Source organism: Gammaproteobacteria bacterium (genome assembly GCA_040183005.1).
Taxonomy (GTDB): Bacteria; Pseudomonadota; Gammaproteobacteria.
Map to the genome: position 1 here is coordinate 1,383,975 of JAMPIW010000007.1, position 12,910 is coordinate 1,396,884.

The window sequence follows — 12,910 nt, forward strand, 5'->3', positions numbered from 1 at the left end:
CCAACTTTCCGGGAACTGCATAATTTATTTTCTGAAAATACACGAATAGGCGCAATGATAAACGGTTTTGTCATCAACCGACAACAAACTGCAGTCTATCGGAGCCTTCGAGGCTGAACCAGCTACCGACGCCATGAAACCGCCACACAGGACGATGTTCGATAAAACCCATGGCAACCTGGCCGTAATCAACCACGTTAGCTACACCCGGACCGAAACCCACTAGAGGCAAAGGCTCAGCCGCAATACAACTGCCGGAAACGGCAAGCAATCCGAAAAAGGCCGCTTTTTTGATGAGAAACTGAAATTCCAGGCAGCGTATTATAGCGGACCCCATTGCGCATCGAACTGCGGCAGACAGCTATGAAACAGACTTCAAACCAACCACCAACTCTTCTATAATTTATTGTTTTTATTGAATTTTTTATATTTATTGGCCACCAATACTTATAAACGTACACTACCACTCCCTCGGGTGTCAAGCCATTCTCTCACACAACTTCGTGATAAGATTAGCATTTATCCATTGATCTTCGCCTTGAGACCATGACTCGCATCGACTTCTATATCCTCCCCGACGCGCAGGTGCAGAGCAGGCCATTACTCGCCTGTCGCTTGGCAGACAAGGCCTACCGGCTGGGTCATCGCGTTTATATCCACACTGAATCCCAGGAGCAAGCCGTCTACATGGATGATTTACTGTGGACGTTCAGCCAGGGAAGCTTCCTGCCTCATGCACTGGTGGAGGCAACCGGCGAGCCGCCACCGGTATTAATCGGCCATGACGCAGCTCCGTTGGCTGGCACGGATGTATTAATCAATCTGGCAGGCAGCGTACCGTCATTTTTCGACCGCTTCGAGCGCGTCGCGGAGATCGTCGATCAAAGCGATGCGCAAAAACAGGTGGCGCGAGAACGTTACCGCTTTTATCGTGATCGCGGTTATGCTTTGCAGTCGCATAACGTTCCAACACCAGGCATTGAGACATGACGGAAAACCCCACACCTCTTGCGCCCTTCAGAGCAGATGATGATCTTCCACTGCTTGAAGATGTGGTCATCCCCGGCCAGACACTTGCCGGCCCATCTGCCACGCCCACAGTCTCGCCCGCTTTGCTTGATGAACTGACAATAGACTTGCAGCGCGAACTTGCCTGGCAGATCGAGGAAGCGCTGGACAACGCCGTTCGCGCCACGCTACCGCAGGTCACTGCAACACTAAAAGAAAGCCTCCGCGCCCACCTCAACGTGCGTGTGCCGGAGATTATCGAGGCGACGCTCAACAAAAGGGATCAGATGCCAGTTATCAGAGAACAGCAACCACACCTTCCCGAAAATCAAGATTTCAAAACCCAAAACTCAGCACAACCACAGAAAGACAGCATGGACAAAAGCTATAACCCAAACACCATAGAACAACGCTGGTACCAGGCCTGGGAAGAGCGCAGCCACTTCACCCCATCAGGTGAAGGTCCATCCTATTGCATCATGATCCCGCCGCCCAATGTGACAGGCACACTGCACATGGGGCACGCCTTCCAGGACACGCTGATGGACGCGCTGATCCGCTACCACCGCATGAAGGGCGACAATACATTATGGCAAGCGGGTACCGACCACGCCGGCATCGCCACACAGATGGTAGTGGAGCGCCAACTCGCCGCGCAAGGCAAGACACGCCATGACTTGGGGCGCGAGGCATTCATCGAACAGGTGTGGCAATGGAAAGAAGAGTCCGGCAGCACCATCACGCGCCAGCTGCGGCGCCTGGGGGCCTCTCCAGACTGGTCGCGCGAACGCTTCACCATGGACGAAGGCCTGTCGCATTCCGTCACCGAAGTATTTGTGCGCCTCCATGAAGAAGGGTTGATCTACCGTGGCAAGCGCTTGGTGAACTGGGACCCTGTGCTGCACACCGCCGTCTCCGACCTTGAGGTTGTTTCCCAAGAGGAAGACGGCCACATGTGGCACATTCGCTACCCGCTCGCCGATGGCAGCGGCCACCTGGTAGTGGCCACGACCCGCCCCGAGACCATGCTCGGCGATGCGGCGGTGGCGGTTCATCCCACTGACGAGCGCTATTGGTTGCTGATCGGCAAGGAGCTTGAACTGCCGCTCACCGGGCGTCGCATCCCCATCATCGCTGATGAATACGTTGACCCGGCGTTCGGTACTGGCTGCGTGAAAATCACTCCGGCGCATGATTTCAATGATTACGCTGTTGGGCAACGCCACAACCTGCCGCAAATCAACATCTTTACCATTGATGCACGCATCAATGACGCCGCGCCGCAGCAATATCAAGGCCTCGACCGCTTCGAGGCACGCAAGCGCATTGTTGCCGATCTAGAAAGAACCGGTCTGCTGGAAAAGATCGACAAACACAAACTCATGGTACCTCGCGGTGATCGTTCACACGCGGTGATCGAGCCCTTGCTCACCGATCAGTGGTATGTGAAAGTCGCCCCCCTTGCCGAGCCCGCCATCAAGGCCGTGGAAAACGGCGAGATACGCTTCATCCCGGAAAATTGGAGCCGCACCTATTTCGACTGGATGCACAAGATTGAAGATTGGTGCATCTCGCGTCAGATCTGGTGGGGGCACCGCATACCTGCATGGTATGACGACAACGGCAATATCTACGTCGGCCGCAACGAACAGGAAGTTCGCATCAAACACCACCTGGACGATAGCATTGCACTCAAGCAAGACGAAGACGTGCTCGACACCTGGTTCTCCTCCGCGCTGTGGCCCTTCTCCACGCTGGGCTGGCCGGAACAGACCCCAGAACTCAAGACCTTCTATCCCACCAATGTGTTGGTCACCGGCTTCGACATCATCTTCTTCTGGGTGGCGCGCATGATCATGATGGGGCTCAAATTCACCGGCGAGGTACCGTTCCGCGAGGTCTACGTCACCGGCCTGGTGCGCGACGCCGAAGGCCAGAAGATGTCCAAATCGAAGGGCAACGTGCTCGACCCTATCGACCTCATCGACGGCATCGATCTGGAAGCGCTGGTCGCCAAGCGTACCAGCGGCCTCATGCAACCCGGCATGGCAGCCAAGATCGAAAAGGCCACACGCAAGCAATTCCCCGGCGGCATCGCCGCCCATGGCACAGACGCACTGCGCTTCACCCTCGCCAGCCTCGCCTCCACCGGACGCGACATCAAATTCGACCTGGGGCGCACCGAGGGCTACCGCAACTTCTGCAACAAACTGTGGAACGCCGCACGCTATGTGCTGATGAACACCGAGGGACATGATTGCGACGCACAGGGATGTGCTAGTGTCGCGGGAGGCAGGATGCCGGGAGTGACCGGACAAAACGGCGGCGATGTGGAATTAAGCCTCGCCGACCGCTGGATCATATCGCGCCTGCAAAACGCAGAACAGGCCGTGATAGATGCCATTGAAAACTACCGCTTCGACCTCGCCGCGCAGGCGATCTACGAATTCACCTGGAACGAATACTGCGACTGGTATCTGGAGCTTTCCAAGACCGTCCTCACCGACAACAACAGCTCACAGGCCGCGCAACGAGGCACGCGCCGCACCCTGGTGCGCGTACTGGAAACCCTGCTACGCCTCGCGCACCCGTTGATCCCCTTTATCACCGAGGAAATCTGGCAACGCGTTGCGCCGCTGGCAGGCCAGCAAGGTGACACCATCATGCTGCAGTCCTACCCTATACCGCAGCCAGAAATGATCGACACAGAGATCGTCGCCGAAATGGAGTGGGTAATGAGCTTCATCAATGCCGTGCGCCAAATTCGTAGCGGCATGAATATCGCCCCCGGCAAACCGCTGCCCGTGCTGCTGCAAAACTGCACTGCACAGGATGAGTCACGCGTGGTAACCAGCCTGCCGTACCTGTTAAGCCTTGCCAGACTCGAATCCATCACTGTACTGGAACCCGATACTGAAGCACCTGAGTCCGCCACCGCATTGATTGGTGAAATAAAGCTCCTCATCCCCATGGCAGGCCTGATCGACAAACAAGCCGAACTCGCCCGCCTCACCAAAGAAATGGATAAACTCCACAAAGACGTGGAAAGAGGCGAAATCAAACTCGCCAACCCTAGCTATGTCGAACGCGCTCCGGCGGATGTGGTAGAGAAGGAACGTCAGCGAGTGAGCGACATGCGCTCGGCGCTGGAGAAACTGGAAGAGCAGAAGAAGAAGATAGAGGCATTGTGAGTCGGGGGGGCATCAATATAAGATGTGTAACCGTTAGAGGCCATATGTACTTTCAGAATAAATTTTAAAGGAGAAAAAAATTCATGAAAAAATTAATCGCAATCGCTGTTTTCCTCGCCGCCACCGTTTCCAGCAGTATTTCCGAACAGGCGATGGCAGCCAACACCGACGTGATCAACCTGAACTCACAAGCGTGGCTGGGCAATTTCAAGCTGGATCAAAAACAGTTGGCATCGGTAAAAGCTGCTGTGGAAAGGGCGCTGGAAGCCCCAATTGACGTTGAACAGCAGTGCGGCGATGAGACAGGCCTTTGCGTAGTACGCTCTGCCCGCGAATGGATTTATGATGGCGTCAAATACCGGAAGATTGTCATTCATCTCCACACAATAGGAGATGCCGCTGGCGCGGCTCGTCAAATCAATGGCAAATGGACCGAAATCACCGTCAAATAAATCAATGCTCCCGCGTTGCCCGGAACTCGATGTCCGGCCAGCGCTCCTTGGTCAGCTCCAGATTGACGCGGGTGGGGGCAATATAAGTCAAATCACCCGCGCCGTCGAGGGCCAGGTTGTCGCGCGCCTTGGTACGAAATTCTTCGAGCTTTTTGGAATCGTCGCAACTGACCCAGCGCGCGGTGGCTACCTGCACGTTTTCGAAGCTGCACTCCACGCCGTATTCGTGCTTCAGGCGGTAAGCCACCACATCAAATTGCAGCACGCCAACCGCGCCCAGGATCAAGTCGTTGCTATTGAGCGGGCGGAACAATTGCGTCGCACCCTCTTCGCAAAGCTGCAGCAGCCCCTTTTGCAGGGCCTTCGTACGCAGCGGATCGCGTAGCCGTGCACGGCGAAACAGCTCTGGGGCGAAGTGAGGGATGCCGGTAAATTTGAGATCCTCACCCTGTGTAAAGGTATCGCCGATCTGGATGGTGCCATGATTATGCAGACCGATAATGTCACCGGGATAAGCATCCTCGACATGCTCACGCTCGCGTGCCATGAAGGTAATAGCGTTAGAAATCTGCACATCGCGGCCAATTCGCACCTGACGCATTTTCATGCCCGTGGCAAAGCTACCCGAGCATATGCGCATGAAGGCGATGCGATCGCGGTGCTGCGGGTCCATATTGGCCTGTATCTTGAATACGAAGCCACTGAATTTTTCCTCCAGTGGTGACACCTCGCGCGTCGTCGTTTCACGCGGCAACGGCGGCGGGGCATATTCAACAAAGGCATCCAGCAGCTCCTTAACACCGAAGTTGTTGATCGCGGAGCCGAAGAACACTGGAGTCAGCCTGCCGTCCAGAAAAGCCTGCTTATCAAAGGTATTGCTCGCACCACGCACCAGCTCAATCTCGTCGCGGAATTCGCCCGCCAAACTTCCGAGCAGATCATCCAGGCGCGGATTATCCAGGCCCTCGATCACCTCGCCTTCTTTGATCTTGCCACCGTGGCTGGCACTAAACAGATGAACACAATCGTGGTAAAGATCGAACACGCCCTTGAAACCCTTGCCCATGCCGATCGGCCAGGTAATAGGCGCGCAACGGATCTTCAGCACCTCTTCCACCTCGTCGAGCAAATCGATGGGCGGGCGACCTTCGCGGTCGAGCTTGTTGATGAAGGTGATGATCGGCGTATCGCGCAAGCGGCACACCTCTATCAGTTTAATGGTGCGCTCTTCAACACCTTTGGCACTGTCAATCACCATCAGCGCGGAATCCACCGCCGTCAGGGTGCGGTAGGTGTCCTCGGAAAAGTCTTCATGCCCAGGCGTATCGAGCAGATTGATGATTGCATCCCGGTAGGGGAACTGCATCACTGACGATGTCACCGAGATGCCGCGCTGCTTCTCCAGCTCCATCCAGTCGGAGGTGGCATGGCGCGCGGCCTTGCGGCCCTTCACCGTACCAGCAAGCTGAATAGCGCCACCGAACAACAGCAGCTTCTCGGTGAGAGTAGTCTTACCCGCATCGGGGTGAGAGATAATGGCAAAGGTGCGGCGGCGCGCCGCCTCTTGGGCAATAATGGACATTATGGCGGAACCGGCTTGAATGAGCTGACAGCTGCAGAATGTTGGCACTGAAAAAACAATAAGGGCTGCACTCTATCGCAACTCTTCGATTTTATTGGCGGGCCCGCTCGGACTCGGGCCAAGGGATTATGAGTCCGTTAATTGAAGTCACTATATCAAACAATACATAACAATACAATAAGTTACATCGCGACACTCACGGTAAATTTGTTCTCAAGGAACCCGTGCCCCGCGACTGCAGAGTTCTGAGTCATCCGCAGATAGTCGAAGACAAGGCGGGTACGGAAGCTGAGTTTACGCATCAACTCGGCGATGGATTGAGTGGGTTTCTGAAATGCCTTGAGTATTCCGACCGCGAAGCGGCGCAGACGAGAAACGTTTTCCGGACCGAAACCGGTACGGCTGCGATCTTCGTCGTAGTTCCAATCGATAACAATGATGCCCCGCACAGCGAGAGGTTCACCAACATCGCGAAACTCTCGGTGAACCAAGAATATAGCCAGACAGATGGGATATCAGGATATCAGAGATGGCTTTGGTATCCATGGGGTATCTATGGTTATGCTCACTTCCGCCAAGCGTTCGTCCTCTTGGCAGCATGCCATTGCTTGCGCGTCAGGCTAAACAATTCCCAGGCAGTGAATAGTCGGCTGGGCCAGAACAATAGCTTGTTCCGAGGTGCGGGCAACAGCAGTGTGGTGCTCGCAACCGCCAGTACCGTCAGTACCGGATGGATGCGCATCGCCTGAACGATAGCGACCCCCGTGTCTACCAGACGCAAACGTTTTTGCAGGTGCAACGCGACAAAGGACACCTCGCTGCGCTGGGCTGCGGCCTGCGATACCAGTAGCTCGCGCCGTCGCCTTAGATATTCGACACGTGCATTCATAACTGGGATCCCAAGCTTTTACGGTCCTTATCCAACTCGGATAGGGTTGTCGAAAACAACCGTGGCCGAGTCCGGATCTTGTGTCGTACCACTAGTGCGGCTATGGCGCCGACTCCCAAATAAGAGACCGCGAGGCAGGCCAGAACATATAGCCGGTTAGTTTCCCAGAAGGCCATTACAACGAACAAGGTTACAAGCACCAGGCCTAATCCGAGAAAAAATACCGACACCAGTCCGTATACGAGCAGTTGCTGTACCCTACAAACCTCTTCTTCCAATTCCGTGGAAAGGATATCTACCCGGGTATGAAGTATCTCGGTAAAAGTTTTCAGCAACCGCCGCAACGAAACCAGCAGGCCGGGCGTCGGTTCCGTCGCACCTGCGTCGGTATTCACCACGCGCTTAGTGTCGACTGGTCAGCATACCGAGCAGGAAGCCCACTGCCGTGGCAAGGGCAACCGACTGCCAGGGGTTTTCATGGACAAGCTGATCAGTCGCCTTGGCCGCGGCCTTGGTTCGACCCACTAAGTTGCTCTCCATGTCGCCAAGCTTGCGCCGCGCCTCCCGTAAGCTTGCCTCAGCCCGCGCACGCACTGCACCAATTTTATCTCCCGTCTGATCGGAGGTGGCATTGAGCAGCTCTTCTGCGTCATGTATGACGGCCTTAAAATCCTCTACCAGCTTATCCCTTGCAGCTTGTGTTTCAGTAGTCATGCCGTACTCCTTTGCTTTACTTTGTAGGTTTAAAAGATTTGATCTTTCTTTTCCCTACTGGAAAATTCGCATACACACACGCATTCGCAGATATGTGAAGGATATTTAGATGTAATGGATAATGGGCACCTATTGGTGCCCATAGTACATCACTTGGGGTAATTATTTTTTTCGTTTATACGATCCTGCCACAAGGCGAGTTGCTTCTCAGCCTCATCCTTCGACAGGCCGTAGGTTTCCTGAATTTTGCCAGCGAGCTGGTCACGCTTACCCGCAATTACATCAATCTCATCATCAGTAAGCTTGCCCCATTGCTCTTTGACGTTGCCTTTGAGTTGCTTCCAATTTCCTTCGATACGATCCCAATTCATTTTCATTCCCTCGTGTGATTAACTATCGGAGGCTGATGAAATTTCAGCCCTGTATTTCTCTGCACCAATACCCGCGAGATTTCGCAATGCTATTAAGCATCTATGCGCAACCGCAATTACACGCATCTTTGGAGAGAGTTAGCACATTTTGTAGAAAAATATTGATAATCTCTGTCTGGTAGCGCACATAGAGAGGTGCTTGTCGGACGTCCAATTAAACGTTACATTTTCTTTTGGACATCTTTAGCCGCATCATGAACCTTTTCGCCGCCGCGTTCGATGTCTTTTCCCGCGCCCGCCACGGTATTGCACGCCGTAACGGCGCCCAATATCCCTGCCATCAACACTATCGCCAGTATTTTTTTCGCCATGATTCACTTCCTCCTGCAATTAATTCAAAGTTAAGGCTCGTCACTCTGCCCACCATCAGCACGTTTACCATAATCGAGACCGGGTTACAAGCCGGTCCACACCCACTGTCCAGCTGTATAGGGTTAATCCAAGGCCGCTACACGACACGACGACCTTGAATAACACGAATCAGAATCACCACGATAGCTATAACCAAAAGAATATGAATGAATCCGCCCATGGTGTATGCGGTGACCAAGCCAAATAGCCATAGAACAATTAAGATAATTGCAATAGTCTCGAGCATTTTTCTTACCCTCCCCTGTTATAAGTTTTCGGCGATCCGAGTCTGAGGGGCAGCCAGCGATCATTGCCGCCTGATGTCTCCAATATGGTCAGAATTTTCTTTTTCATTATTTATCTCCTTATCTCCTTGTGAAAATTATACCCCGCAAATAGTGAAATTTTACGGCGACACGGCATAAGAGGCGAACTCACCTCTATTTCACGGGCGATTTTTTTTCTTCAATTCCGCCGGAAAGCCCTGCAGCAAGTCCGCCAACTCGTCGGCGTGCTGCTCTTCCACCGCCAATATCCCTTCCAGCATTCGCCTTGTCGTGGGGTCTTGTTCGCCGAGGTACTGGATCATGTCACGATAGCTGTCGATGGCGATTCGTTCCGCCACTAGATCCTCTTTGATCATATCGATCAGTGAATCGCCCGCCACGTATTCCGAATGGCTGCGGCTTACCAGGCTCTCGGGCGCAAAATCCGGTTCGCCACCCAACTGTACGATACGTTCCGCTATCTGGTCGGCATGGCCCTGTTCCTCATTGGCATGTACCAGGAACTCGTCGGTAATGCTCTTGGAATGAATGCCTTTTGCCATGAAGTGATGGCGCCTATAACGCAGGACGCACACAATTTCGGTGGCCAGTGCGTCGTTAAGTAGTTTTAGCACCTTTTCCCGGTCCGCGCCATAACCGGCCGTCACGGCGCCTTCCTCTATATGCTGACGTGCTTGCTTGCGTAAGGTCTGGACGTCAGTCAGGAAAGATTTCTTGGTCACAGGGGTCACCTTTAATCTGTTATTCAAAAATGTGTTAACTGCGGGTTCGCAGACTAGATCTCAAATGGAGCCGTGTCGCATCAGGCAGAAACTACTGCTGAATTTCATATCCAACAGTGAGTCGCCCCTAACTATTTATCCCAAATAACCCATTAGCCCGTCATTCCCGCCTGCGCGGGAATGACGCAGTTTTGTGCGAATGGATTATTTGGGTTTATCTCTCATTTAAGCCGCATGTCGTCCTTGATGGATTTTACACCCTTGACGGTGCGTGCCATCTCAATCGCTTTTTGTTTGCTGGCCTCGGAACTCACAAAGCCACTCAATTGAACTACACCCTTAAATGTTTCAACATTGATCTCCATCGATTTCAACGAAGGTTCACCGAAGATTGCTGCCTTTACTTTGGTGGTGATAACGGTGTCATCAACGAATTCTCCAGTACCTTCCTGAGTTGACGTAGATGCGCAACCCATGGCAGAGACCAATATGATTGCAAAGAAAAAAGCAGTAATGTATTTTAGTATTTTCATAGCCATAATCTCCATATTTACATGATGTTATTATTAGAAATTACCGTAACCGATGATTATTTTCATGAAAAGATATTAATTAATCCATTCATATTTTTCCCATAAGTAAAAGCACGATCACGATTATCAATATCAGCCCTAGCGTTCCGCTCGGAGCGTAACCCCATCCTTTACTGTGTGGCCAAGTCGGGATAGCGCCTATCAGCATCAGTATCAGGATAATCAACAACACGGCTCCCAACATTTTCCTTCTCCTAATGACGTAACCTACAACGGTTAAACGGTTATTCTCTTACAATTTCCTCATAAAGAGATATCCTGCTTTATCGAATGCTCAGCGCGGCGCAATGCTGCCATTGTCGTCGGAAAGAATAATTTCCACGCGCCGATTCAATTGACGACCGGCAGTAGTTTCGTTACTGGCAACAGGGTACTCCTCACCATAACCACGTGTGCTTACACGGTCGCCGCTGACTCCCATGCGCATCAAAGTATTGCGCACGGCATTGGCACGACGATCAGAAAGATCCTGGTTGTGGTTGCTACTGCCCGTACTGTCAGTGAAACCCTCTATCAGGGCTTTACGTTCAGGGTATTCTTTGAAAAAATCGGCAAGTTTCTGCACACTATTGACACCTCCCGATCTAAGCTCCGCCTTGTTGGTATCGAACAACACGTCACCAAGAGTAATAACCAGGCCGCGCTCTGTTTTCTTGGCATTCAAGTCTTTAAGTTCTGTCTCCATCTGACTGACTCTGGCATTGGCGGCAGCCAATTCTGCTGTTTTCTGATCTGCGCCTTGCTGCGCAGTTATCGCTTGTTGCTTGGCCACATCGGCTTCCACCGTTTGAGCCTCAAGGAGGGCCTTGCCGCGTTCGGTATCGGCGTTAGCAGCCGCTAATGCGGTGGCTGCCTGATTGGCTGCCGCCTCCGAAATCACCGCCTGCTGCTTGGCTGTCTCCTGCGCAGTTGCCATCCCCTGTTTGGCGGCATCGGCTTCCGCCGTTCGTGCCTCAAGACGGACTTTGTCGCGTGCAGTACTGGCGTTAGCGACAGCCAGCTCGGCCGCTTTCTGTTTGGCTGTTTCCTGCGCAATCGCCACACGTTGCTTGGCTAGGTAGGCGAGATTATCGACCACTTCGCGGTCTTCGCGCTTGCTCTGAGCTTCGTTGGCTTTGTCCAGCGCTTTACCAGCCTGTTGCAATTCGACTGGAGCAAGATTGGTAACATCCGGATTGCTCTGTGCCGCACTGTAGCCGCTGCGGGCATCGTCCAGCACAGCGTTTTTCTCAGGCTGCATGCTGCATGCTGCAAGCGCGGTACTGGCTAACAGTATAGTAGGTAATATATAATTAATTTTCATAATAAATTCCTTTATGTTCATTCTTGGTAATGTGATTCGCGCTTACTTGGTGGTTCGTTTAATCTCTTCACGCAGAACGCGATTTGATTCTTGTGCATCATCGACCGCCTTCTGCGCCTTTGCCAAACCGGCCTTTGTTTCAGCAAGCTTGGCATCAAGCTGCGCTTGTTCTGCCAATCGTTTAGCAAGCGGGTAATCTTTCGCATCCATTGCCCGCTCTGCACCTTCCATCTTTTCCATGGCGGATTTGAGCTCCAGCGGTGCAAACTCATTGCCGCCACTTCTGGTTGCACTCGTCACTGCCGCCTTGGAAACCGCGAGTTGCTCTGTGGGGGCTGGAATACTTGCGCATCCAACCATAAAGATTGTAGTAACAGCGATTACTGTTGGTACGCCGACCCAGTTCATCATTCGAGTCGATCTGGGGTTAGTAAGTATCTTCATGATCATCTCCATCCAATAAAGTTAAATATCGTTTAATTGCCAACAACTGAACATCTATACCACGGGGGCTACTAACCCCTTCGATCGGTGCCACCTGAGATGACATGCCATCTTGATGCCATTCCGGCACAAGACCATGATTTTGAACAGCCATCTTCTCGTCGATCTAAACCTTTGATGGTAAGACTGACCCTAATACCAAGCGCCGTCTGTACGGTGACGCACATATAATGAATAGAGGTAATGCCTGGGCGCTTACCATGCACTCGAACGACACGGGACATAATGGGTGCCAACACAATCACGGAAAATAATCTGGGCGTCCCATTCCTTCACCTGAGCCCCAAGATTTTGCGTATAAGCATTGTTCGCTCCCATGAGTTACTCCTTAAGGGGGGGGGCGTTACAATTCGCCGTTACTTGGCTAACTTCACCACCAATTGATTTTCCACTCCCTTTACTTCCGCCACAGCACCCGCTATTTCTTTGGCTCTATCACTACTTTGCTGCGAGTCAACCGACCCGCTCAGTGTAGTCACGCCTTTCGTGGTGTCGACATTGATCTGAAGAACGCTCAGTCCAGGCTCCGCTAGAATGGCCGCTTTTACTTTAGCAGTGATCGCAGCGTCATCAATCGCCACACCGGCCTTGTCACCCTGATCACCAATATCTTTTGATGTCTCGTCCATTTTGTCGCCGGCTTTTTCTGTCGCTTGGTCTATTGACTTACCGGCCGTTTCTGCCGGACCTTTTTTGTCGCATGCGGAAATCCCAAAAACAAGAATCATTGACGCCCCTGCTAATAGAACTCTTTTTGAAATATTCATCGTTACTCTCCTTATGTTAACTATGTGATTTAAAAATTTATCCGCAAGCTTTGTCCAAGCTGCGTGCGGAGTGCTATGCAGCATACGGCACAAGACGGAAATGCTCTGTGCGGTAT

Annotated in this window: 18 protein-coding genes; 3 read left to right on the forward strand and 15 right to left on the reverse strand. The window is 52.5% G+C overall.

Features of this window, described 5'->3' with window-relative positions; all coding sequences use genetic code 11:
- Positions 1–73: 73 nt before the first annotated feature.
- Positions 74–337, reverse strand: a complete 264-nt coding sequence (locus M3A44_12475) for a hypothetical protein (GenBank protein MEQ6342429.1) — start codon at positions 335–337, stop codon at positions 74–76.
- 209 nt (positions 338–546) lie between these two features.
- Here M3A44_12475 and M3A44_12480 point away from each other — a divergent pair, with 209 nt between their 5' ends.
- From M3A44_12480 to M3A44_12490, 3 genes are all read left to right on the forward strand, one after another.
- On the forward strand, positions 547–990 hold the full coding sequence (locus tag M3A44_12480) for a DNA polymerase III subunit chi (protein MEQ6342430.1): 444 nt from the start codon (positions 547–549) through the stop codon (positions 988–990).
- A gap of 392 nt (positions 991–1,382) precedes the next feature.
- Positions 1,383–4,199 carry a valine--tRNA ligase gene (locus M3A44_12485; GenBank protein ID MEQ6342431.1) on the forward strand — a complete coding sequence of 939 codons (2,817 nt, stop codon included), beginning with the start codon at positions 1,383–1,385 and terminating at the stop codon, positions 4,197–4,199.
- An 83-nt stretch (positions 4,200–4,282) separates the two neighbouring features.
- Positions 4,283–4,651 (forward strand): hypothetical protein, encoded by a 369-nt coding sequence (locus M3A44_12490; protein ID MEQ6342432.1) that lies wholly within the window; start codon positions 4,283–4,285, stop codon positions 4,649–4,651.
- Position 4,652: 1 nt separating this feature from the next.
- On the opposite strand, the gene M3A44_12495 is transcribed toward M3A44_12490, so the two are convergent.
- From M3A44_12495 to M3A44_12560, 14 genes are all read right to left on the reverse strand, one after another.
- Positions 4,653–6,233, reverse strand: coding sequence for a peptide chain release factor 3 (locus M3A44_12495; protein MEQ6342433.1), 1,581 nt, complete (start codon positions 6,231–6,233; stop codon positions 4,653–4,655).
- A 182-nt stretch (positions 6,234–6,415) separates the two neighbouring features.
- Positions 6,416–6,682 (reverse strand): hypothetical protein, encoded by a 267-nt coding sequence (locus M3A44_12500; GenBank protein MEQ6342434.1) that lies wholly within the window; start codon positions 6,680–6,682, stop codon positions 6,416–6,418.
- Positions 6,683–6,798: 116 nt separating this feature from the next.
- A complete protein-coding gene (locus M3A44_12505) occupies positions 6,799–7,122 on the reverse strand; it encodes a hypothetical protein (protein MEQ6342435.1) in 324 nt (107 codons plus the stop codon).
- A 402-nt stretch (positions 7,123–7,524) separates the two neighbouring features.
- A complete protein-coding gene (locus M3A44_12510; protein MEQ6342436.1) occupies positions 7,525–7,836 on the reverse strand; it encodes a DUF883 family protein in 312 nt (103 codons plus the stop codon).
- Between the two features lie 149 nt (positions 7,837–7,985).
- Positions 7,986–8,207: a CsbD family protein gene (locus tag M3A44_12515; protein ID MEQ6342437.1), complete on the reverse strand. Its 222-nt coding sequence runs from the start codon at positions 8,205–8,207 to the stop codon at positions 7,986–7,988.
- 221 nt (positions 8,208–8,428) lie between these two features.
- Positions 8,429–8,578: an entericidin A/B family lipoprotein gene (locus M3A44_12520; protein ID MEQ6342438.1), complete on the reverse strand. Its 150-nt coding sequence runs from the start codon at positions 8,576–8,578 to the stop codon at positions 8,429–8,431.
- 137 nt (positions 8,579–8,715) lie between these two features.
- Positions 8,716–8,865 (reverse strand): lmo0937 family membrane protein, encoded by a 150-nt coding sequence (locus tag M3A44_12525; GenBank protein ID MEQ6342439.1) that lies wholly within the window; start codon positions 8,863–8,865, stop codon positions 8,716–8,718.
- A gap of 198 nt (positions 8,866–9,063) precedes the next feature.
- A complete protein-coding gene (locus M3A44_12530; GenBank protein ID MEQ6342440.1) occupies positions 9,064–9,627 on the reverse strand; it encodes a bacterioferritin in 564 nt (187 codons plus the stop codon).
- A gap of 221 nt (positions 9,628–9,848) precedes the next feature.
- Positions 9,849–10,160, reverse strand: coding sequence for a BON domain-containing protein (locus M3A44_12535; protein ID MEQ6342441.1), 312 nt, complete (start codon positions 10,158–10,160; stop codon positions 9,849–9,851).
- Positions 10,161–10,248: 88 nt separating this feature from the next.
- Positions 10,249–10,404 (reverse strand): DUF3309 domain-containing protein, encoded by a 156-nt coding sequence (locus tag M3A44_12540; GenBank protein MEQ6342442.1) that lies wholly within the window; start codon positions 10,402–10,404, stop codon positions 10,249–10,251.
- Positions 10,405–10,494: 90 nt separating this feature from the next.
- Positions 10,495–11,523, reverse strand: coding sequence for an OmpA family protein (locus tag M3A44_12545; protein ID MEQ6342443.1), 1,029 nt, complete (start codon positions 11,521–11,523; stop codon positions 10,495–10,497).
- Positions 11,524–11,565: 42 nt separating this feature from the next.
- Positions 11,566–11,967, reverse strand: a complete 402-nt coding sequence (locus M3A44_12550) for a DUF4398 domain-containing protein (GenBank protein ID MEQ6342444.1) — start codon at positions 11,965–11,967, stop codon at positions 11,566–11,568.
- Complete coding sequence (locus M3A44_12555; protein MEQ6342445.1) at positions 11,951–12,121, reverse strand: hypothetical protein; 171 nt, start codon at positions 12,119–12,121, stop codon at positions 11,951–11,953. The genes M3A44_12550 and M3A44_12555 overlap by 17 nt, the downstream gene beginning before the upstream one ends.
- A 262-nt stretch (positions 12,122–12,383) precedes the next feature.
- Positions 12,384–12,794 carry a BON domain-containing protein gene (locus M3A44_12560; GenBank protein ID MEQ6342446.1) on the reverse strand — a complete coding sequence of 137 codons (411 nt, stop codon included), beginning with the start codon at positions 12,792–12,794 and terminating at the stop codon, positions 12,384–12,386.
- Positions 12,795–12,910 lie beyond the last annotated feature (116 nt).

What these genes read in the sequence shown, in the direction of transcription:
- M3A44_12475 (MEQ6342429.1), bottom strand. Translation starts at nt 337, where the DNA reads ATGGGGTCCGCTATAATACGCTGCCTGGAATTTCAGTTTCTCATCAAA.
- M3A44_12480 (MEQ6342430.1), top strand. Translation starts at nt 547, where the DNA reads ATGACTCGCATCGACTTCTATATCCTCCCCGACGCGCAGGTGCAGAGC.
- M3A44_12485 (MEQ6342431.1), top strand. Translation starts at nt 1,383, where the DNA reads ATGGACAAAAGCTATAACCCAAACACCATAGAACAACGCTGGTACCAG.
- M3A44_12490 (MEQ6342432.1), top strand. Translation starts at nt 4,283, where the DNA reads ATGAAAAAATTAATCGCAATCGCTGTTTTCCTCGCCGCCACCGTTTCC.
- M3A44_12495 (MEQ6342433.1), bottom strand. Translation starts at nt 6,233, where the DNA reads ATGTCCATTATTGCCCAAGAGGCGGCGCGCCGCCGCACCTTTGCCATT.
- M3A44_12505 (MEQ6342435.1), bottom strand. Translation starts at nt 7,122, where the DNA reads ATGAATGCACGTGTCGAATATCTAAGGCGACGGCGCGAGCTACTGGTA.
- M3A44_12510 (MEQ6342436.1), bottom strand. Translation starts at nt 7,836, where the DNA reads ATGACTACTGAAACACAAGCTGCAAGGGATAAGCTGGTAGAGGATTTT.
- M3A44_12515 (MEQ6342437.1), bottom strand. Translation starts at nt 8,207, where the DNA reads ATGAATTGGGATCGTATCGAAGGAAATTGGAAGCAACTCAAAGGCAAC.
- M3A44_12520 (MEQ6342438.1), bottom strand. Translation starts at nt 8,578, where the DNA reads ATGGCGAAAAAAATACTGGCGATAGTGTTGATGGCAGGGATATTGGGC.
- M3A44_12525 (MEQ6342439.1), bottom strand. Translation starts at nt 8,865, where the DNA reads ATGCTCGAGACTATTGCAATTATCTTAATTGTTCTATGGCTATTTGGC.
- M3A44_12535 (MEQ6342441.1), bottom strand. Translation starts at nt 10,160, where the DNA reads ATGAAAATACTAAAATACATTACTGCTTTTTTCTTTGCAATCATATTG.
- M3A44_12540 (MEQ6342442.1), bottom strand. Translation starts at nt 10,404, where the DNA reads ATGTTGGGAGCCGTGTTGTTGATTATCCTGATACTGATGCTGATAGGC.
- M3A44_12545 (MEQ6342443.1), bottom strand. Translation starts at nt 11,523, where the DNA reads ATGAAAATTAATTATATATTACCTACTATACTGTTAGCCAGTACCGCG.
- M3A44_12550 (MEQ6342444.1), bottom strand. Translation starts at nt 11,967, where the DNA reads ATGAAGATACTTACTAACCCCAGATCGACTCGAATGATGAACTGGGTC.
- M3A44_12555 (MEQ6342445.1), bottom strand. Translation starts at nt 12,121, where the DNA reads ATGGCTGTTCAAAATCATGGTCTTGTGCCGGAATGGCATCAAGATGGC.
- M3A44_12560 (MEQ6342446.1), bottom strand. Translation starts at nt 12,794, where the DNA reads ATGAATATTTCAAAAAGAGTTCTATTAGCAGGGGCGTCAATGATTCTT.